At 49.3% G+C, this 19788-nt stretch carries 17 protein-coding genes, 1 other RNA gene and 1 pseudogene; 8 read left to right on the top strand and 11 right to left on the bottom strand.

Annotated features, from left to right (window positions below):
• Nucleotides 1-729, top strand: a complete 729-nt coding sequence (locus ACH2BK_RS00675; protein ID WP_395001703.1) for a hypothetical protein — start codon at nt 1-3, stop codon at nt 727-729.
• A 191-nt stretch (nt 730-920) separates the two neighbouring features.
• Here ACH2BK_RS00675 and tsaD read toward each other — a convergent pair whose 3' ends face one another.
• On the bottom strand, nt 921-2018 hold the full coding sequence (tsaD, locus tag ACH2BK_RS00670; protein WP_395001702.1) for a tRNA (adenosine(37)-N6)-threonylcarbamoyltransferase complex transferase subunit TsaD: 1098 nt from the start codon (nt 2016-2018) through the stop codon (nt 921-923).
• A 108-nt stretch (nt 2019-2126) separates the two neighbouring features.
• Between tsaD and ACH2BK_RS00665 the strand changes: the two genes are divergently transcribed.
• Nucleotides 2127-3134: an agmatine deiminase family protein gene (locus ACH2BK_RS00665; RefSeq protein WP_395001701.1), complete on the top strand. Its 1008-nt coding sequence runs from the start codon at nt 2127-2129 to the stop codon at nt 3132-3134.
• A gap of 53 nt (nt 3135-3187) precedes the next feature.
• Here ACH2BK_RS00665 and ACH2BK_RS00660 read toward each other — a convergent pair.
• The 7 genes and pseudogenes from ACH2BK_RS00660 to ACH2BK_RS00630 form a co-directional block, all read right to left on the bottom strand.
• A pseudogene (locus ACH2BK_RS00660) lies at nt 3188-3458 on the bottom strand (type II toxin-antitoxin system YafQ family toxin).
• Nucleotides 3455-3673 (bottom strand): hypothetical protein, encoded by a 219-nt coding sequence (locus ACH2BK_RS00655; protein WP_394995932.1) that lies wholly within the window; start codon nt 3671-3673, stop codon nt 3455-3457. The pseudogene ACH2BK_RS00660 and the gene ACH2BK_RS00655 overlap by 4 nt, the downstream one beginning before the upstream one ends.
• Before the next feature lie 102 nt (nt 3674-3775).
• Nucleotides 3776-4141: a transfer-messenger RNA gene (ssrA, locus tag ACH2BK_RS00650) on the bottom strand.
• Nucleotides 4142-4196: 55 nt separating this feature from the next.
• Complete coding sequence (locus tag ACH2BK_RS00645) at nt 4197-5414, bottom strand: ABC transporter permease (RefSeq protein WP_395001700.1); 1218 nt, start codon at nt 5412-5414, stop codon at nt 4197-4199.
• 46 nt (nt 5415-5460) lie between these two features.
• Complete coding sequence (locus ACH2BK_RS00640) at nt 5461-6147, bottom strand: ABC transporter ATP-binding protein (RefSeq protein ID WP_394995937.1); 687 nt, start codon at nt 6145-6147, stop codon at nt 5461-5463.
• 13 nt (nt 6148-6160) lie between these two features.
• Nucleotides 6161-7462 (bottom strand): efflux RND transporter periplasmic adaptor subunit, encoded by a 1302-nt coding sequence (locus ACH2BK_RS00635; RefSeq protein ID WP_394995940.1) that lies wholly within the window; start codon nt 7460-7462, stop codon nt 6161-6163.
• Between the two features lie 9 nt (nt 7463-7471).
• Entirely contained in the window at nt 7472-9583 is a 2112-nt protein-coding gene (locus ACH2BK_RS00630) for a TolC family protein (protein ID WP_395001699.1), read from the bottom strand.
• Nucleotides 9584-9773: 190 nt separating this feature from the next.
• On the opposite strand from ACH2BK_RS00630, the gene typA reads away from it, so the two are divergent.
• Genes typA through ACH2BK_RS00605 form a run of 5 tightly spaced genes read left to right on the top strand, consistent with a single transcriptional unit; the run spans nt 9774 to nt 15342 of the window.
• Nucleotides 9774-11576, top strand: coding sequence for a translational GTPase TypA (gene typA, locus ACH2BK_RS00625; protein ID WP_395001698.1), 1803 nt, complete (start codon nt 9774-9776; stop codon nt 11574-11576).
• A gap of 37 nt (nt 11577-11613) precedes the next feature.
• Nucleotides 11614-12261: an NAD(P)H-dependent oxidoreductase gene (locus tag ACH2BK_RS00620; protein ID WP_395001697.1), complete on the top strand. Its 648-nt coding sequence runs from the start codon at nt 11614-11616 to the stop codon at nt 12259-12261.
• A 9-nt stretch (nt 12262-12270) separates the two neighbouring features.
• Entirely contained in the window at nt 12271-14640 is a 2370-nt protein-coding gene (locus ACH2BK_RS00615) for a ribonucleoside-diphosphate reductase subunit alpha (RefSeq protein WP_395001696.1), read from the top strand.
• Nucleotides 14618-15067, top strand: a complete 450-nt coding sequence (locus ACH2BK_RS00610) for a Sua5 YciO YrdC YwlC family protein (protein WP_395001695.1) — start codon at nt 14618-14620, stop codon at nt 15065-15067. The genes ACH2BK_RS00615 and ACH2BK_RS00610 overlap by 23 nt, the downstream gene beginning before the upstream one ends.
• A 26-nt stretch (nt 15068-15093) precedes the next feature.
• Entirely contained in the window at nt 15094-15342 is a 249-nt protein-coding gene (locus tag ACH2BK_RS00605; protein ID WP_395001694.1) for an RNA-binding S4 domain-containing protein, read from the top strand.
• Nucleotides 15343-15875: 533 nt separating this feature from the next.
• Here ACH2BK_RS00605 and ACH2BK_RS00600 read toward each other — a convergent pair.
• From ACH2BK_RS00600 to ACH2BK_RS00590, 3 genes are all read right to left on the bottom strand, one after another.
• Nucleotides 15876-17108, bottom strand: a complete 1233-nt coding sequence (locus tag ACH2BK_RS00600; protein ID WP_395001693.1) for a glycosyltransferase family 2 protein — start codon at nt 17106-17108, stop codon at nt 15876-15878.
• Between the two features lie 75 nt (nt 17109-17183).
• The gene (locus tag ACH2BK_RS00595; protein WP_395001692.1) at nt 17184-18092 is read right to left on the bottom strand and encodes a PLP-dependent cysteine synthase family protein; all 909 of its coding nucleotides are present in this window, start codon (nt 18090-18092) and stop codon (nt 17184-17186) included.
• A gap of 17 nt (nt 18093-18109) precedes the next feature.
• The gene (locus ACH2BK_RS00590; protein ID WP_395001691.1) at nt 18110-19261 is read right to left on the bottom strand and encodes a trans-sulfuration enzyme family protein; all 1152 of its coding nucleotides are present in this window, start codon (nt 19259-19261) and stop codon (nt 18110-18112) included.
• A gap of 159 nt (nt 19262-19420) precedes the next feature.
• On the opposite strand from ACH2BK_RS00590, the gene ACH2BK_RS00585 reads away from it, so the two are divergent.
• Complete coding sequence (locus ACH2BK_RS00585; protein WP_395001690.1) at nt 19421-19642, top strand: hypothetical protein; 222 nt, start codon at nt 19421-19423, stop codon at nt 19640-19642.
• Nucleotides 19643-19788: the final 146 nt, after the last annotated feature.

Raw genomic sequence — 19788 nt, 5'->3', positions numbered from 1 at the left:
ATGAGTCTCTTTCTCCCTATTGCCCTATGGAGCGGCGATGTGCCCCCGCCACAAGCCCCATATACGCAGACAAATCCCTTTTTCTCAAACACAGAATCTAGCACCATCATCGAGCTCACACCCCCGCAATCCTCCCAATCCCCGCAGCCCGCGGGAGATAAAAACCTCATCGTATTCATCGGCGGGCTTATGGATAGCCATCATCGCGTGCTCTTTAGGGAGTTTGCGAGCTTTAGGCAGGGGAGCTATCCTAGGTTGGCGCATATCCCCTTTGTGGGCAAGATTTATACGACTTTTGATCACAGGGCTCTTTTTGCCTCGTGGCTCCCACATCTCATCGCTAGCGGTTATCATCTGTATATTTTTGCGCATAGCTGGGGAGCGGGAAATATCTGCAAGCTCCTCTCGCGCCTCACGCTCGCGCCTGCAAGCATTCCGCTGCTTGTCACGATGGATCCCGTGGGCTATTGGAGGTTAGCGCACAAGCCACAGAGTATCGGCGTGTGGGTAAATATCTATGTGGCGGATAAGTGGCGGCATATCACAGTGCCCAATATCTGCACCTACATCGGGCGTGCGTGGAATCACTGCAGAGCCGCTGACACCGAGATAGTGCTTAAAAACTATCACTCTCACACTAAGAGTGATAAAAATCGAAAAATTATCGCGCACGCGAGCATTAGGACGATGATGGAGACTTTTAACACAAGCAAAGAGGTGCTTTTCTAAACGCTTAAAACCTCTTTGCTTACACCCCACCCACCTCAAGCAAAAGCATTAGGATAGCAAAATGCGCAAATCCCATAGCCGCACCACACCTCTCACATAGCCGCTTGTGTATGACTTTTCATCAATGGAGATTGCAAAATCCTCACTTTTAAGCACAAACGACATTGAGTGCGTGGCAAAGATATAAGATTTTAAATCCCAACTCCGCAATCTCGCAAAAAATCCTCCGCTAGACTTTTGGGCGAGATGGTATCATTGAGGGGGCTAAAGTCCCTGCGCGCATACGCCTCGCAGGCTAATCGCCCAATCATCGCGGCATTATCCGCGCAAAACTCTAGCGGCGCCAGAATAAGCCTCTTGTCAAACTCGTGGCATAGAGATTCTATCTTAGCGCGCAAAAAGGCATTGGCACTCGCCCCGCCAACCACCCCAAAATGCGTGAAATGCGCGCCATATCGCTCAAAGTAGATTCTAAGCTTATTAAGGATATGCGCACAAGCAGCCTCTTGGAAGCTCGCACAGATTTGCGCTCTTAGCTCCTCTAGCGCGCCCCCCTCCACGATACTCTGCGCGCCATTCTCCGTGATACCCTGTGCTTTGAGTATCTCTAGCCGCACCGCGTTTTTGAGCCCTGAAAAGCTAAAGCTAAGCCGCTTATCACGCAAAAGCGGTATGGGCATAGGCAGCAGCGCGCCGCTATGCTTGGCGGCATAAGATTCTACGATAGGTCCGCCCGGATAGCCTAGGGAGAGCATTTTTGCTACCTTATCAAAGCTCTCGCCAAAGCTGTCATCAAGGCTCTGTGCCACAAGCGTGATGTGCTCATAATCGCGCATATGCAAAATCTGCGTGTGCCCGCCCGAGACGAGCAGCACGCCTAGCCCCCCGCTAATGTGCGCGTGCGGCGTGTCGATAAAAAGCGAGTAGATGTGCCCTTTGAGATGATTGAGGCATATCAGTGGGAGATTGAGGCTTAGCGCGAGAGCGTTTGCCATACACATACCCTCGCTAAGCGTTACGCTTAGTCCCGGGCGATTGGCAATGACAATGGCTTTAAGCGGGGAGAGAGGCGCGCTTGGAGTAAGCGTGCGCAAAAAGTCTGTGAGCTTAGAGAGGAGTAGGGGGAGATTCTCAGCGTGCAGGCGCGAGGCGATCTCGGGCACCACCCCGCCAAAGGGGCTGTGGTGTGAATCTTGGGAAAGCTTGGTGTGAAAGAGGAGTTTGCAATCTGCAAGGCGCGTGAGGGCTAGGGAGCTATCATCGCAGCTAGATTCTATGCTCAAAATCATCTCTTATCCTTATACAAAATACCACGCAAAGGGCGTGATTATAGCATTTGTTTGGGTTTTAAAAAATAAAAGATTATAATTGGGATTATTTTAACTTAAGGAGAGAGTATGCTACGCGCAGAGTGGGAAGAGCAAAAGGCGGTGCTAGTTGGCTTTCCGCACAAAAAGAGTGATTGGAAGCCTATGCTAAAAGAGGCGCAGGAATGTATAATTGGCTTTATCAAGCAAATAGCGGAGTTTGAATGCGTGTGGGTGTGCGTGGATCCGCGCGATAAAGACGCCAAAAAGCTCCTGCTCAAAGCCTGCAAAAAGGAGCTCAAAAACGGGCTTTTACGCATTTTTGATGTGCGGAGTAATGATATATGGGCGCGGGATTTTGCCCCGCTCACGATACGCAAAAACCATCAGAATCTTTTGCTAGATTTTGGCTTTAATGGTTGGGGGCTGAAGTTTGGGGCTAATTATGACAACGCTATGAGTGGCACGCTGCACGCGATGGGCGTGTTTGATAATCTCCATACCCAAGCCCTCGTGCTTGAGGGCGGGAGTATCGAGAGTAATGGCACTGGTATCGCGCTCACTACGACTACCTGCCTGCTAGAGAAAAACCGCAATCCTCATCTAAATAAGCAGGAGATAGAATCTACGCTCCTTCGCGTGCTGGGGCTTAAGCAGATTTTGTGGGTGGAGAGCGGGTTTTTGCGTGGCGATGATACAGATAGCCATATCGATATGCTCGCACGCTTCATCGATGAGCGCACGATTGCTTATGTCAAATGCGAGGATAGGGACGATGAGCATCATGAGGCGTTGCGCGAGATGGAGCGTGAATTGCAGGGCTTTAGGGATTTGGAGGGGAGGGCGTTTAGGCTTGTCGCGCTGCCATTCCCCAAGCCCATATACCACAAAAAGGAGCGTTTGCCCGCGAGCTATGCGAATTTTTTGTTTGTCAATGGCGGGCTCATCGTGCCAACCTATGGCGATAAGAAAAACGACAAAAAAGCACTGAAGATTCTGCAAGAGGCACTGCCCAATCGGCGCGTGGTGGGTGTGAAGGCAAAAAGCCTCATCAAGTGGCATGGGAGTTTGCATTGTGCGAGTATGCAGATGTATTGAATCTAGGTGGCAATGTAGCAGATTATCTGCTCCATCTAGTTACCACATTGCGTTTAAAACAACTCGCTATGTGAGCCTAGATTGAGCGCGTTTAAGATAAGCACATCTTCTTGTTTGTTGTAGATTAGGAGCAAATCCGGCTTTATGTGGCATTCTCTAAGCCCTCTTAGCGAGCCCTTTAGCTTATGATCTCTGTATTTTGGCTCTAGGATTTCATCATCACACAATCTCTCGATGATGGTATCAACAAGCTCTCTATCCTTGACATATAAGTTTATCATACGCCTTATCAAACCTTTTACTTGAATGAAAGGTGTATTTCATTTTATGCCTCTATATTGTCTATATTCTTCCATAGAACTAAAGGTTTTTAGCTTACCCTCCTTGTATAGCCTTGTCATCTCTTCACTTTCCCTCTCCATCTCTGCGATGATCTCCGCCCTCGTCTTTTTTGCTCTCACCTTAGCCTGCACGCCTTTAGCCAATCCTTTAAACGCTGGGACAAACTCTTCTTTGACATTTTCTATAACCAAAGTCATAACGCTCTCCTTCAAGTGGTATTTGTCTAAGCATTATAATGAATCTAGGGAGTAATATCAATACATAACAAAGCAGCAAAATCGAGTGAGGATTAAAAGCAATGGTGGAGTTGTGGGGAATCGAACCCCAGTCCAAAAAGCATTTCCACTAAGCTTCTACATGTTTAGATAGGATTTTTGTCTTTTTGCCTGCGAGAAAACCCCCAAACTCCACAAGACAAGCAGTCTCTTTGTCTTTTTGCTAGGCTAAAGACTTCACCTAGCAAGCATCTAGCGCGATGACGACAGAATCTAAGAGGCTAGAACTCCTAGAGTGTCGGCTCCTAAAAGGAATGAGGCTTACGCCACTTTTGCGTAAGCTGGAGCGTAATTTGTATTGTTTGCGTTTATTGCTGTTGGCAGTTTGAGAGCTTACCGGCTCACATGCACTTAGATTCTACACTTCCTGTCGAATGCCTTTTCAACCCCTTAAAAAGTGAGAGTGCGCATTATAGCACAAATCCACGTGAGATTCTCACAATCCCTACTCGTGCCGCAGCGCGTCGATGGGATTGAGCCTTGAGGCGCGGCGTGCGGGGAGATAGCCAAAGAGCACACCGATACATACCGAAAACACAAACGCCACAATCGCGGTGGGAATATCAAAGATAAAGGGCAAATCCTTAGCATACGCAAAGCCCAAAGAGCCAAAAAACGCCACGACAATCCCTATAAGCCCCCCAAGCGCGCTAAGCGTAACCGCCTCGATGAGAAACTGCAGCAGCACCTCGCTCTGCAGCGCCCCAATCGCCATTCTCGTGCCAATTTCCTTAGTGCGTTCAGTCACCGAGACGAGCATTATATTCATAATCCCTATGCCGCCCACCAGCAGGCTCACCCCCGCCACAAAGCCCAAAAACATCGTCAAGATTCTGATATTTGCGCTAAAGGCTTGCGCGATTTGCTTAGTATCCATAATCTCAAAAGAATCCCTCTCGCCCGCCTTGACATTGCGTATATCGCGCAGTGCCCTTGTAAGCGCGAGATTGATTTCCATAGAATCCACATCATCGCGCGCGCGCACCATAATGCGATTGTAGGCATTCATCGTGGCATTGCGTGAGATGGAGCGCGCAAAGGTTTTTGCAGGCAGCAGCAGCACATCGTCCTGATCGTTGCCCATACCACCCTGTCCCTTTGTCTCTAGCACGCCCACGCACTCGCACACGATATTGCTTAGGCGGATTTTTTTGCCTAGTGGATTTTCCTCGCCAAAGAGATTTTTACGCACCGACTCGCCAATCACACAGACATTGCTCCCTACCTTATATTCCGTATCTTCAAAAGCCCTGCCCTGCGCGGTATCCCACTGCGTAACCTTAAAAAAACTCGCACCCACGCCCTGCACCTGTGTCGTGGTGTTTTGGGATTGGAATTGCAAAAGCGTCGAGCTCTGTGAGATGGGGGCGAGCGCGGCGACATACTCGCGCATACGAGATTCTAACTCGCGGACTTCTTGGGCGTTGAAGTTGCGCCGTATGTTAGAGCCACCCGGATTCGTCGCGCGTGCGGGGAATATGAGAATGAGATTGCGCCCAAGTGAAGTGAAGGTATCGCTTGTTTGCTTGGTTACGCCATTGCCTAGGCTTATCATCATCACTACCGCGCCCACACCGATGATCACGCCTAACATCGTGAGAAACGCCCGCAAAAAGTTGCGCTGAATCTGTCGGAGTGCTAGCAAAAAGGCATTGAGTATCATCGCCACCTACCTTTATAGAATCTGTATAGCAATCTCATCACAAACCTCACACCACAAGCCTGCCATCAAGGCAGTGAATCTCGCGGCTCGCATAGCGCGCCATATCGGGCTCGTGCGTTACCATTAGGATTGTAATCCCAAGCTCGGTATTAAGCTCGCAGAGAATCTCCATAATCTCCACGCTGCGCTTGGTATCGAGATTGCCCGTGGGCTCATCAGCGAGCAAAAAGAGGGGTTTGGAGGCAATCGCACGCGCAATCGCCACGCGCTGCTGCTGCCCGCCGCTGAGCTTAGCACTGCTATGATCTGCCCATTTTTCTAGCCCCACGCGCTTTAGTGCTTGCAGGGCGATTTCTTTGCGCCTCTCTTTTTTGATACCGCGATACATCAGTGGGAGCTCGACATTCTCAAGCGCGGTGGTGCGCGCGAGGAGATTAAAGCCCTGAAAGATAAAGCCTATGTAGTTCCTGCGCAAAAGGGCGCGTTGGTTTTGCGTGAGCCCAAACACACTCACCCCACAGAATCTATACTGCCCTCGCGTGCCCACATCGAGCGTGCCTAGGATATTTGCGAGGCTAGATTTGCCCGAGCCACTAGGTCCCATAAGCGCGATAAACTCGCCCTGTTTTATCTCTAGGCTCACGCCCTTTAGGGCTTCAAAGGCATTTTCGCCCTTGCCATAAGTCTTATGTATATCCTCTAACGCGATAAATTCTTGCATACCCTCTTGCATACCTCGCCCCCTCTTATTTTGCCTTGATAGCGGTGATGATTTTGCTTTGTGCGTCAATCCCGCTTAGGATTTGTGTGTATTGCCCATCAGAGATGCCCACCTCCACACTCACGGCTTGGGGTGTGCCGCCCTCTAGCACCCATAGCGTGCCCACTTTGCTAGCACTTGCTCTATTGCCTTGTGTTTGGGGCTTGGGGCGGCGAGGCGGGGCAAAGAGCGAGCTTATGGACTTAGATTCTGTAGGCATTGCCTTTTGCAGGGCTTTATTGAGATCAAAATACAGCGCGTTGCTTGGCACAAGCAGGGCATTCTCGGCTTTGGCGATGATGATATCAGCAGTCGCGCTCATATTGGGGCGCAATAACAAATCCCTATTATCCACCTCAATCCTTGCGATATAGCTCACGATCTCTGATGAGGCGCTAGAGCTGCTTGAGGAGCTAGAAGAGCTGGAGCTAGAGCTCCCATCGCCCGAGCCAAAATTGACTTTATTCACCTTTGCTCTAAATGTCCTATCGGGATAGGCATCTACGCTAAAGCTCACTTCCTGCCCCTCTTTAATCTTGCCTATGTCTGCTTCTGAGATATTTGCCTTTAGCACCATCTCTTCGAGTTTCTCGGCGACTTTAAAGAGCACGGGGGCTTGGAAACTCGCCGCCACGCTTTGCCCTACCTCCACGCTTTTGGTCAAAATCACGCCATCAATGGGCGTAACGATATTGGAATTTTTGAGATCGATACTCGCGCTTTGTATGCTTGTCTCTATCTCGATGATAGAAGCCTTTTTGATATCCACATCCGAGCGCGCGGAAGTGTAGGCGGTTTTGGCATTTTGGAGCTCGAGCTTGGAGGGGGCTTTGCCGCCTGTGCTCTCATACACATCAAGCAGCCTGTCATAATTCCACTTTTTATCCACAAGCGTTTGCTCACTCGCTCTAAGCTGCGCCTTGGCGGAGTTTAGCTGTGCCTTGTAGCGCGCGATTTCTTGGTTGATCGTCTCGGGATTTATGCGTGCGAGGATCTGCCCCTTTTGCACACGATCGTTCTCCTCCACGAGCACTTCGAGCACGATACCCGAGATCACGCTGCCTATCTCCACTTCATTGGTTGGCGAGAGCGAGCCAGAGGCTGATATGCTCGATTGGATCGCACCTTGCGTGGGCGTGATGGTTTCATACTTGATAGCAGGCGTGTGGAATTTCCAAAAATATATAGCCACGCCCGCAACAAGGGCGATGAGAAACGCAGAGGCGATGAGCCACTTGGGGTTTAGGTATTTTTTGGGAGGATTGAGGGTTGTGTAAATGTCGTTCATTGTGAGCTCCTAGTGGTGTAGTGCGAGGTTTTGCAAGCTTTGTGTTTGTGGATTGTGGTTTGAGTTTTTTGGAATGGATTGCGCGCGTGGTTTTGAATCTGTGTTAGATTCCGTGGAACTAGATTCTGAATCTAACTCCAAAACCTTGAATCTAGATTCTGAATCTGTGCTAGGTTCTACGCCGCTTGGGCTTTGCCTTTGTTCATTGTTTAGAATCTCTTTAGATTCTGTAATTCCTTTAGAATCTGTTGGGCTAGATTCTGTGTTTCCTAAATTCTCCGCCTTAGATTCTGAATCTACTTGAGATTCTACGCTTGGCTTTGTCCCGCCTTGTGCGGATTGTGTGAGCTCGCTATTGCAAACAAAAAAATTAGTCATGTGCAAGTGTGGGTTGGTTGCTATCGCAACAAACGCGGTGTGGCTGTGTAAGCTTTGCGGATTTTTTGGAAGGTTAGCAGACAAACCGAGCGTGCCTTCCTCTTGGGATTGTAGATTTGTCTTTGAATCTTGGCTTGCCCCTTGGCATTCTAAGATTTTGGATGAGAAATCGTTGTTTTTTCGTTTCGCTACGCTCACATCAGCAGAGCCAAGCGAGGGGTGCAGGGAGCTACCTAAGCGGTAGTGACCGAGCACCGAGCGCAGAATCAACGATTTATCGCTAAAAGCTGAATGCCCTTCTTGCAAAGAATAATCGCCCACATACACCGCCCCCCCAAACGCCTTAAACAGCGTCACCATAGCCAAAATCTCACTCACTTGGGAGCTAAAATACTGCGCCTGCGTAGAGAGATGGGCATTTTTGTTTGTCAAAAACGCGCTCAAATCTATCACGCCGCGCTCCCACTGCGCGACATCGCTCTCATAAGCCTGCTTACTAAGCTCCAGCACGGCTTTATTATTGCGCACTTGCCTCTGTTTAGAATCCCTATCAAAAAGCGCGTTTTCTATCTCGCTAAGCGCGGTGTTTATGGTGTTTTGGAGTGTGTGAAATGCCTCCTTGCTAAGCTCTTGCTGAATCTTTTGGTTTTCTCTCAGGCTCACGCGGTTTAAAAGCGGTGCTGCGATGGAATTAGCGATTTGAAACACGAGCGAATTTGCCGCGACATTGCTATAGAGAATCTGCCCTATGGAGCCATTGAGCGAGATGGTAGGGAGGCGCGCGGCTTTGGCGTTGGTAACCTTATAGAGCTGCGAGTGGAGCGCAAAGACGCTAGAGCGTACATCGGGACGCTCTAGCAGCACCTCGCTTGGTATGCTCTGCACATCAAAGCGCGCGATCGTGGGCAAGTCCTTGGGCGTATCCAAAAACTGCACAATCTCGCGCAAATCCCCATCGTTTATATCCAGCAGCACCAATAGCGCGTTTTTGTTTTGCTCATAGGTGTAGCGCAGGGATTCTAGAGTGTTTTGCTGCGTGATAAGCGTGGCTTTGAGGCTTTTGTAGGTATTGATATCGATTAAGCCCTTTTGGTATTGCTGCTCGCCAATAGATTCTATCTCGCGTAGGTTTTCAAGGATTTGGGTGCTTAGCGCGATATTGTAGGCATTATCTCGCAGGGTAAAATACAGCGTGCTCACCTCGGCTAGGAGCGAGATTTGGGCGTTTTGTAGGTTGGCTTGCGCGCTTTGCTCGTCTTTTTTGCTCGATTGACGCAGGGCGTTGAGCTTGCCAAAGAGATCGAGCTCCCAGCTTAGGGAGAGATTGGCGCTCGTGGAGTTTGTGCCCGGACGGACAAGGAGGCTTTGGCTCTGTGTGCGTCTGTCGGTGTAGTTTGTGCCGATATTGCCGTTTATGGTTGGGAACATTGAGGCGGTGTTGATTTTTACTTGCGATTTGGCTTGCTTTAGGCGTGAAGCCATAATGAGCACATTGGTATTGCGCTCTAGGGCGATATCTAGGAGCGCGTGGAGCTGCGCATCGTCAAAGAGCGTGTAAAATCTCTGTATGGGCGTGTGCTCCTGTAGATACTGCTTGAGCGCGTCGCTTGCGTGGGTGTCGGGGTTTTTGAGATTAGCAAAGGATTGGGGGATATGGGTTTGGCTCTGCAATTCCTCAGTAGTGGGGAGCTTGGTAGAGCACGCACAAAATGCCATCACGCCTAATACCACAAACCACCTCAAAGCCACTCCTTCAAAGCCATAGAATCTAGCGCGCAGTGTAGGGCAAAAAAGTGAAATGGGTGTGAAGTGCGCCATACAGATAAGCAATGATAAAATATTTGCAAAAGCTTTAGAAAAAAGTAGAAAATTTTAAGAGAGCGTTTTATACAATTGCGCTTTCACTTACTCCAAGAACGAAAGAAGACTACCTATGCAAAACATACGAAACATCGCAGTTATCGCCCACGTCGATCACGGCAAAACAACCCTAGTCGATGGGCTACTCACCCAATCAGGCACTTTTAGCGAGCGAGAGCAAATCGATGAGCGCGTAATGGATTCTAACGACTTAGAGCGCGAGCGCGGTATCACGATCCTTTCCAAAAACACCGCTATCAACTACAAAGGCACGAAAATCAATATCATAGACACGCCCGGACACGCGGATTTTGGCGGAGAAGTCGAGCGAGTGCTAAAAATGGTCGATGGCGTGCTACTGCTCGTGGATGCGCAAGAGGGCGTGATGCCCCAGACGAAGTTTGTCGTCAAAAAGGCTCTAAGCTTTGGGATCCGCCCCATAGTCGTGGTAAATAAGATAGACAAGCCCGCTGCCGAGCCCGATAGGGTGGTTGATGAGGTGTTTGATCTCTTTGTGGCGATGGAGGCGAGTGATTATCAGCTCGATTTTCCGGTAATCTACGCCGCGGCACGCGATGGCTATGCGATAAAAAATCTAGAAGATGAGAAAAAAAACCTCGAGCCGCTCTTTGAAGCGATACTAGAATATGTCCCCGCACCTAGTGGTAGCAGTGAATCCCCGCTGCAAATGCAGATTTTTACGCTTGATTATGACAACTATGTGGGCAAAATCGGCATTGCGCGGGTGTTTAATGGCAGAGTGAAAAAGGGCGAAAATGTAATGCTCGCCAAAAGCGATGGCGAGAAAGAAAATGGCAGGATCACTAAGCTCATTGGATTCTTAGGGCTTGCACGCACTGAGATAGAATCCGCACAAGCTGGCGATATTGTCGCCATAGCGGGATTTAACACCATCGATGTGGGAGATTCTATCGTCGATCCGTCTAATCCTATGCCCCTAGATTCTATGCACCTAGAGGAACCCACGATGAGCGTGTATTTTGCGGTCAATGACAGCCCGCTTGCCGGATTAGAGGGCAAGCACGTAACGGCTAATAAGCTAAAAGATAGGCTGCTAAAAGAAATGCAGACAAATATCGCGATGAAATGCGAGGAGATGGGCGAGGGGAAATTCCGCGTTTCAGGGCGTGGAGAGCTGCAAATCACGATTTTGGCAGAAAATTTGCGGCGCGAGGGCTTTGAGTTTAGCATATCGCGCCCCGAGGTTATCATCAAAGAGGAAAATGGCGTGAAACTCGAGCCTTTTGAGCATTTAGTCATCGATACGCCACAGGACTTTAGCGGGGCGATTATCGAGCGGCTAGGCAAGCGCAAAGCCGAGATGAAGGCGATGAATCCTATGGGAGATGGCTACACGCGGCTAGAGTTTGAGATACCCGCACGCGGGCTTATTGGCTATCGCAGCGAGTTTTTGACGGATACCAAGGGCGAGGGCGTGATGAATCACTCATTTTTAGAGTTTCGCGCCTTTAGCGGCAGTGTGGAGTCTCGCAAAAATGGCGCGCTTGTGTCTATGGAAAATGGCGAGGCGACAGGATTTTCACTCTTTAATATCCAAGAGCGCGGCGTGCTCTTCATTGCGCCACAGACAAAAGTCTATGTGGGTATGATTATCGGCGAGCATAGCAGGGACAACGACTTGGATGTCAATCCCATTAAAGCAAAGCATTTAACCAATATGCGCGCAAGCGGGAGTGATGATGCCATTAAGCTCACTCCACCGCGGGAACTCACGCTAGAGCGCGCACTAGAGTGGATAGAGGATGATGAGATTTTAGAAGTAACGCCGCTAAATATCAGAATCCGCAAAAAATACCTCGATCCTACCGAGCGTAGGCGTATGGCACGAAAATAGCATATACAGAATCTAAATTCACATTAAGGAGATATTTATGGACACACAAAACACAGTATGCAAAAACAAATTTTTAGAGGGTGTGGCTATGCGCCACGCGTGCAAGGAGTTTGATGAGGGCAAAAAAATCCCCACAGAGCAGTTTGAGGAGATTTTGGAGGTGGGCTATGCCGCGCCAAGCTCCTTTGGTATGGAGCCCACGCGCCTAGTGGTGGTGCGGGATACAAAGGCACGAGAGGAGATCCGCGCGCTATGCTGGGATCAGCGACAAATCACAAGCGCGTCAGAACTCGTGGTGTTTAAAACGCTCAAAACCGATTTGCTCGCCCACACAAACTATGTGCAAAACGCCTTTGCACGCAAGCAAAAAACACCCGAGCAGATAGAAGCGTATAAAAAGCGATATGGCAGCTATCTGCAAGCGCGTGGGTATGATGACTACACGATAGGCTACTGGGCGGCGTTGCAGAGCTATATTATCGCTACTTCTATGATGGATTATGCCTCATATTTGGGGATTGATACTTGTATGATTGAGGGCTTTGAGAAGCAAGAGCTCGAGTCGTATTTCGGACTTGATAAAGAGAGGGAGCAAATCACGCTCCTGCTAGCCTTTGGCTATCGCATTAAGCCCCAAAGCAAGCGATATAGGATTGATTTTAGTGAGTTTGTGCAGTATAAGTAAGGAGTGTGTATGCTAGATGTAATCACGGTTGTAAAGCGCAGTGGGCGGATAGAAACGCTTGATATCTCAAAGATTCAAAAATACACTGCAAATGCAGTCGAGGGGCTAGAAGGCGTCAATCAAAGCGAACTAGAAGTCGATGCAAAGATTCACTTCAAAGACAAAATCACCACGGAGCAGATTCAAAAGACGCTTATCCAAACCGCAGTCGATAAAATCGATATTGACGCGCCCAATTGGACTTTTGTCGCAGCACGCTTGTTTTTATACGATCTCTATCACAAAGTCTCTGGCTACACAGGCTATAAAAAGCTCAAGGATTACTTTGAGCTAGGCGAGAGTGAGGGGAAAATTCTCAAAGGCTTAAAAGAAAAGTTTGATTTAGAATTACTAGATTCTAAAATCGATTCAAATCGCGATTTGCAGTTTAATTACCTAGGGATAAAAACCCTCTATGATCGCTATTTGCTCAAAGACAAAAACAACCAACCCATAGAGCTGCCCCAACATATGTTTATGGCGATTGCGATGTTTTTGGCACAAAATGAGCAAAATCCAAACGAGTGGGCGATTAGATTCTACGATATGATCTCTAAGTTTGAAGTCATCTGCGCCACACCCACACTGGCTAATGCGCGCACCACGCGCCATCAGCTAAGCTCGTGCTATGTGGGTAGCACGCCTGATAATATCGAGGGGATTTTTGACGCGTATAAAGAGATGGCACTGCTTAGCAAATACGGCGGGGGCATTGGCTGGGATCTAAGCCGAGTGCGAGGGCTAGGGAGCTTTATCGATGGGCATAAAAATGCCGCGGGTGGCGTCGTGCCGTTTTTGAAAATCGCTAATGATGTGGCGATTGCCGTGGATCAGCTAGGCACGCGCAAGGGCGCGATCGCTACCTACCTAGAAGTGTGGCACACCGATGTGGGGGACTTCATCGATTTGCGCAAAAATTCTGGCGAGGAGAGGCGACGCACACACGATCTTTTCCCGGCGTTGTGGATTTGCGATCTCTTTATGAAGCGCGTGGAGGCAAACGAGCTTTGGACACTCTTTGATCCCTACCAATGCCGCGATCTAACCGAGCTCTATGGCGAGGCGTTTGAAAAACGCTATGAGGAATACGAAAAAGATCCAAATATCATCAAAGAGCATATCAACGCCAAGGAATTGTGGAAAAAGATTCTGACTAATTACTTTGAATCTGGTTTGCCCTTTTTGTGCTTTAAAGACAATGCCAATCGCTGCAATCCAAACGCCCACGCCGGGATTATCCGCAGCTCCAACCTCTGCACCGAGATTTTTCAAAACACCAATCCCAATCACTATATCGTGGAAGTGGAGTTTGAGGACGGGAGCTTCGCGGAGTTTGAGGAGCACGATGAAGTGCTTACCGATGGTGGTGTGCGCAAGAAGGCAAATAAGATTACAAGCATAGATTCTCTTAATGGCAAAAAGGTTTTTATCACTTCACGCAAAGCCCAAGATGGGCATACCGCCGTGTGCAACCTCGCAAGTGTGAATCTGAGCAAAATCCACACCAAAGAGGACATAGAGCGCGTGCTCCCTATTGCTATTAGAATGCTTGATAATGTGATTGATCTTAATTTTTACCCAAATCGCAAAGTCAAAGTAACCAATATGCTCAATCGCGCCATCGGGCTAGGCGTGATGGGAGAAGCGGAGATGCTCGCGACACAGGGCATCGAGTGGGGCTCTGATGCGCATTTGGCAAAAATCGATGAGATTATGGAGCTCATCAGCTACAACGCCATCAATGCAAGCAGCGATCTGGCAAAGGAAAAGGGCGTGTATCCGCAGTTTGAGGGCTCAAACTGGAGCAAGGGGATTTTCCCAATCGACTTGGCTAACAAAGAAGCCCTGAAGCTCGTCAATCGCGATTTGTTTAACCAAACTTGCGATTGGAGCGCGCTCAAAACCAAAGTCACGCAGCAAGGTATGCGCAATGGCTATCTGATGGCGATCGCGCCCACGAGCTCGATCTCCATCCTCGTGGGGACGACACAAACCATCGAGCCCGTGTATAAGCGCAAGTGGTTTGAGGAAAACCTAAGCGGGCTCATCCCCGTCGTCGTGCCAAATCTCAACCTTGATACGTGGAATTACTACACTTCAGCCTATGATATCGATCAGACTAAAATCATCAAAGCCGCTGCAGTGCGCCAAAAATGGATCGATCAAGGACAAAGCACAAATATCTTTATCCGCCTAGAAATCGCGGGCGGCAAGCTGCTCAATGATATCTATATGCTCGCGTGGAAGCTGGGGCTCAAATCCACCTATTACCTCCGCTCCCAAAGCCCCGATGTGGAAGAAAAAATGGATCGCAGCGTTGAATGCTACAACTGCCAATAATCCACTAATCCTCGCGCAAACCGACACGACCATCGGCTTTTTGTGCGAGAACCAAGCCCCCATAGACAAAGCCAAAAATCGCCATCGCCACACGCTTAGAGAAGCTAGGGATTTTGCCACTTTGCGCACGATTACGCGTATCCCTAGGGCGCATAGACGCTTTGTGCGTAGATCTAGACGCACTAGCTTTATCTACCCAAATGGCTGTGGCGTGCGCGTCGTGGCGAGCGAGAGCCCACACCAAAGCCTTTTGGGCTACTACCCGCTGCTTTTTTCCTCATCGGCAAACCGCCACACTAAGCGTTTTGACTTAAGCTATGCACTGCAAATGTGCGCTATGTATGTGCTAGATTCTAGAGGCTGGAGCGAGCGTGAGCCTTCAGTCATCTTGCGACTTGGCAAACACAAAAAGCAAAAAATCCGCTAAGCCCACAACACCACAAAGGAGATGTTATGAGAATCGATAAATTCCTCAATACCACAAATATCCTCAAACGCCGCTCAATCGCGCAGGATATGTGCGATAGCGGGGTGGTAGCACTCAATGGCAAGCCCACTAAGAGCTCAAAAGAAGTCAAAAAGGGCGATACCATCACTCTTACCTATCTCGAGCACACCAAAACCTACGAGGTGTTAGAAATCCCCACAACCAAAAGCGTGCCAAAGAGCCAAAGCGCGCTGTATGTGAGAGAGAGGGGTTAGCAGAATCTGCTATGGATTTACAATCTAGATTCTGAATCTGTGCTAGATTCTAAATTTCTTAGATTCACATTCTCACGGATATTGTTTAGATTCACAGAATCGCTTGTTTGCGCAAAAGAAAAAGGGGTGTTATCCCTTCCCCGCTCCCCTTAGCCCCGAAAAAGATAAAGCGCCACGTTTTTGCTGTGGCTTACGCTTGCAACCCGTTGGGTCTTTTTCGGCAAACGGGGAGAGTGCAACGAAGTTTCTTTAGAAAAATCAGCGGTGGCACTGCTGCCACCTTTTTCCTGATTTTTCTAAAGAAGCTTACGCTTTGCCACACACGACAAGGGCGAGTGTCGGTTGGTGCTATCGCACCTACATATTTTCTTTGATTTTTGCAGCGCAAAAATCCAATAAAAATCCCGTGCGGGACGCACCGATAAAAAGCGTAGTCGAGGGTGGGGGAGGGGAGGTAAAGAGTGCTTAGCTGCCCGCCTTAATTTACAAAAAATAAAAGGGAGTGACGCGGGCTTTACATCTAGTGTGTGAGGCTAGATTCTGTGCTCTGCGCCCTTTAGCCTCGCCCATAGCCACACGATGTGTGAGAGAGCCTTGCGCACGCGGTGTGCGCGGATAAAGCGTTTGTGATAGCGTGCGCGTTGGCGGGATTGCTCATCAGCGGGGACATTCTCGAGTGTGAGTCGCGCACTTTGGGTGGATAGGAGCGCGTTGCTAAGGTATTTGCGCATATAAAGTCGCTGCATAGCTGAAGCGTGCGGGGCTAGCTCTGCACTTAGGCTAGCGATGGTTTGGCTCACAATCTCGTGATCTTGGAGGCTTTGGGCGCGCTGCTGGGGAGTGTGCAAGCGACTGATAGAATCCTCCCGCTGACGATAGAGCAAAAGCGGCTCATCGAGCGTGAGGACACTGCGCGCTAGGCTCGTGCAGGCAAAGTAGGCGAGCGCGTCCTCTGCCATATTTATCTTGCTCCCCGTATCGATGAGCGCAAACGCCCTCAGATACAGCTCGCGCCTAATCAGCTTGCCCCAGATATTCCAGCACAAGCCCGAAATATTGATGAGATAGTAATAAAACATATCGATATTGGGGTAGTAGCGGTGCTTGTAGCAGCGCACCTCGCGCGTATGATCGCTATACCATAGCTTGTGATTGAACACAATCATATCAACGCCACTCGCGCTTGTCTCTATAGCCCCCCCCCCCATTATTGTTTCATCGCAATTTGTCTCTGGCAAATTGCTATCGGGGCTTGAGGCAAAGCCCCCATTGCCTCCGCTGCGCGAACATACAATAGATTCTCTAGAATCCAAAACCCCATTTGGTGCCTGCGCGTCAGGCACGCCGCTTGGGCTCACACCTTTGCTATAAACCGAGCTAAAGCCTATTGTATTTTTAGAATCCACTCGCTTAGCCTGCTTAGATTCTACAGACTTCATCGCTTCTACACAACGCCCCACGGCGTGGGGCTCTAGCACATCATCAGCATCGACAAACATCACATACTGCCCGCTTGCAGCCCGCACTCCCGCCCCGCGCGTTTGAAAAAGCTTCATATTTTCTTTATTGCGCACGATTTTCACGCGCGTATCGCTGCGGGCATAGCTCTGGGCTATAGCCATAGATCCATCACTGCCACAGTCATCTACAACGATAATCTCTATATCGCCAAATCTCTGCTTTAGGCAGCTCTCCAAAGTCTGTGCTATGTAGTTTTGGACATTATACGCGGGGATAATGATAGAGACAAAGGGCTTGGTGGGCATAGACAATCCTTAAAGAAAAAATGGGGCGCGCCAAAAAGCTTATAGTTAGAAAGCTCGTAGCTAGAAAGCTCATAGTTAAAATAGCTCGCGGCTAAAATAGCGACTAAACCCATCGGCAAAAATCGTTACGATTGTTGCATCTCGCACTTCTTTGGCAAGCTCCAAGCACGCGTGGATACACGCTCCCGATGAGATCCCCGCGAGCACGCCCTCTGTGCGCGCAAGCAGGCGCAATCCCTCATAAGCTTGCTCATCGCTAATCTTATAGACTTTGTCAATGAGCGTGGTATCCATACTTTGGGGAATGAAGGTATTGCCAATGCCCTCTATGCGGGATTTTACCTCGTGTTGGTTGCCGCCAATGAGCGAGCCTAGCGGATCGGCTAGCACGGCTTGTATGCTAGGATCTCGCTCCTTTAGGTAGCGCGCCACACCGCTGAAGCTCCCGCCACTCCCCGCGCCACACACGAAATAATCCACCTCGCCCCCCGTGTCTGTGTAGATCTCGCGCGCAGTGGTGAGGTAGTGCGCCTCTGGGTTGTGGGGATTGTCAAATTGATTAAAGGCTATGGCGTTTGGCGTGCTCTCAAGCAGCTCTTTGGCTTTTTGCATAGCACCCTTCATACCCTCTTTTTCTGGCGTGTTTAGCACCTCTGCGCCAAGCGCGCGCATTAATACCTGCTTTTCCACCGAGAAATTCTGCGGCACGATAAGCAGGGCGCGGCACCCTAGCTCGATAGCTGCGAGCGCGATCCCAAGCCCGGTATTGCCCGCAGTCGCCTCGATGATGACTGAATCCGCGCTCAACCTCCCCTCGCTTTTTAATCTGCGCAATATATGCAACGCCACGCGATCTTTTATCCCGCCCGCGGGGTTGAAAAACTCGCATTTGGCAAGGATCTTGTTGTTGTTTGGGATAGGGAGTTTGTTTAGCGCGAGCAGGGGCGTGTCGCCGATGAGCTGCGCGATGCTGTGGTATAGCATAGAATCTACTCTAAAATCTATCTTTTGGCTCGCTCGATGGCTTGAGCGATATCCTCGATGAGATCGTTAGCGTATTCTATGCCCACAGATAGGCGTATGAGGTTTTCTGTGATACCCACTTTGGCGCGGATTTGCTCGGGGATAGAGGCGTGCGTCATCGAGGCTGGGTGGCAGAGCAGGGATTCTACCCCGCCAAGGCTCTCGGCTAGGGCGATCAAACGCGTGGAGGCAAAAAACTCCCTATAATCATAGCCCTCTTTAAGCTCAAAGCTTATCATTCCCCCGCCGCCGCGCGCTTGCTCCTTGTGTATAGAGTAGCCCTCATCGCTAGCTAGTCCGGGGTAATACACCCTCTGCACGCCGCTATGTGTGCTCAAAAATTCCGCGATTTGCAGGGCGTTTTCGCAATGCCGCTGCATTCTAAGCCCCAAAGTCTTTATCCCGCGTATAAGCAGGAAGCTATCAAAGGGCGCGAGCACCCCGCCTATGCTATTTTGCAAAAAGCCTATGCGCTGAGCAAGTGCCTCGTTAGAAGTTACAGCTAGCCCCGCCACGACATCGCTATGCCCGCCGAGGTATTTAGTCGCAGAATGCACGACTATATCCACGCCAAACTCCAGCGGACGCTGCAGATAGGGCGTCATAAAGGTATTATCCACGATACTTAGGATTCCCTTTTTCTTAGCGATTTTAGTGATTTGCTCTAGGGAGATCACGCTCATCAGCGGATTTGCGGGAGTTTCGATGAGCAGGGCTTTGACTTGGGGCGTGATGGCGGATTCTAGCAGGGCGAGATCACGCATATCGAGGATTTCATAGCTGATATTAAAATTGCTAAAAACTTTGTCTAAGATTCTAAAAGTCCCGCCATAGACATTGTGTGATATGAGAATCTTATCCCCACTTTTAAAGAGGCTCAAAATCGTGCCAATGGCTGCCATACCTGAAGCAAAGGCAAAGCCAAACCTCCCGCCCTCTAGCTCGGCGATGAGGCTCTCAATCCCATCGCGCGTGGGGTTTTTGGTGCGTGAGTATTCATAGCCTAGATTCTGTCCTAGGGCGGTTTGCGCGTAGGTGGAAGTCTGATAGATGGGCGTATTTACCGCGCCTGTTTTAGAATCTGTCGTAAGTCCGCCGTGGATGAGGAGTGTGTCAAGGGAGGTTTTCATATATTGTCCTTTGTGTGAGTCTGCTTTGGTGTGGGCTCTCCGTGAGCTCGCCACAAACGCGCGCATTATAGCTTAAAAGGTTAATCATACATTAGGCGTAATCAGTCTTTAAGAGACAAATCTCTTTGCATTTAGGCTTTTTGTGCTACAATCAAGCCTATGAGCAAACTAGATAGAGAAAAAGAAAAAATAGGGCTTTTGAAGTTTTGGCTTGGCATTGTGGTGGCTACATTTTTGGCTATCGCGGGGTGGCTGGCTACAAATCTACACAGAGCGCATAGTCTGCTTATGGTGTGTAGCTTCATATCACTGCTAGGGTTGTTTGTGGCTGCGTATCTGCTTAATAAGCGCATTGCTAAAGAGAATCTAGAGGAGTTGTAAATGCTAGAAAATATCGCACTTGGGATTATCGCGCTAGGATTGTTGCTTATCCCCGCTATGGCGATCAAAGTCGCCCTTGATGATAGCAAAAAGGATTGAAAGCCCCCTAAGCCCTATTTAATCTTACTTAGACTACAATCCCCGCG

The organism is uncultured Helicobacter sp. (assembly GCF_949282165.1).
In the GTDB taxonomy this organism is placed as follows: Bacteria; Campylobacterota; Campylobacteria; order Campylobacterales; family Helicobacteraceae; genus Helicobacter_F.
This window is presented reverse-complemented; position numbering and strand designations above follow the sequence as displayed.

Coding starts and splice junctions, on each gene's coding strand:
- ACH2BK_RS00675 (WP_395001703.1), top strand. CDS start 1: ATGAGTCTCTTTCTCCCTATTGCCCTATGGAGCGGCGATGTGCCCCCG.
- tsaD (WP_395001702.1), bottom strand. CDS start 2,018: ATGATTTTGAGCATAGAATCTAGCTGCGATGATAGCTCCCTAGCCCTC.
- ACH2BK_RS00665 (WP_395001701.1), top strand. CDS start 2,127: ATGCTACGCGCAGAGTGGGAAGAGCAAAAGGCGGTGCTAGTTGGCTTT.
- ACH2BK_RS00655 (WP_394995932.1), bottom strand. CDS start 3,673: ATGACTTTGGTTATAGAAAATGTCAAAGAAGAGTTTGTCCCAGCGTTT.
- ACH2BK_RS00645 (WP_395001700.1), bottom strand. CDS start 5,414: ATGATACTCAATGCCTTTTTGCTAGCACTCCGACAGATTCAGCGCAAC.
- ACH2BK_RS00640 (WP_394995937.1), bottom strand. CDS start 6,147: ATGCAAGAGGGTATGCAAGAATTTATCGCGTTAGAGGATATACATAAG.
- ACH2BK_RS00635 (WP_394995940.1), bottom strand. CDS start 7,462: ATGAACGACATTTACACAACCCTCAATCCTCCCAAAAAATACCTAAAC.
- typA (WP_395001698.1), top strand. CDS start 9,774: ATGCAAAACATACGAAACATCGCAGTTATCGCCCACGTCGATCACGGC.
- ACH2BK_RS00620 (WP_395001697.1), top strand. CDS start 11,614: ATGGACACACAAAACACAGTATGCAAAAACAAATTTTTAGAGGGTGTG.
- ACH2BK_RS00615 (WP_395001696.1), top strand. CDS start 12,271: ATGCTAGATGTAATCACGGTTGTAAAGCGCAGTGGGCGGATAGAAACG.
- ACH2BK_RS00605 (WP_395001694.1), top strand. CDS start 15,094: ATGAGAATCGATAAATTCCTCAATACCACAAATATCCTCAAACGCCGC.
- ACH2BK_RS00600 (WP_395001693.1), bottom strand. CDS start 17,108: ATGCCCACCAAGCCCTTTGTCTCTATCATTATCCCCGCGTATAATGTC.
- ACH2BK_RS00595 (WP_395001692.1), bottom strand. CDS start 18,092: ATGCTATACCACAGCATCGCGCAGCTCATCGGCGACACGCCCCTGCTC.
- ACH2BK_RS00590 (WP_395001691.1), bottom strand. CDS start 19,261: ATGAAAACCTCCCTTGACACACTCCTCATCCACGGCGGACTTACGACA.
- ACH2BK_RS00585 (WP_395001690.1), top strand. CDS start 19,421: ATGAGCAAACTAGATAGAGAAAAAGAAAAAATAGGGCTTTTGAAGTTT.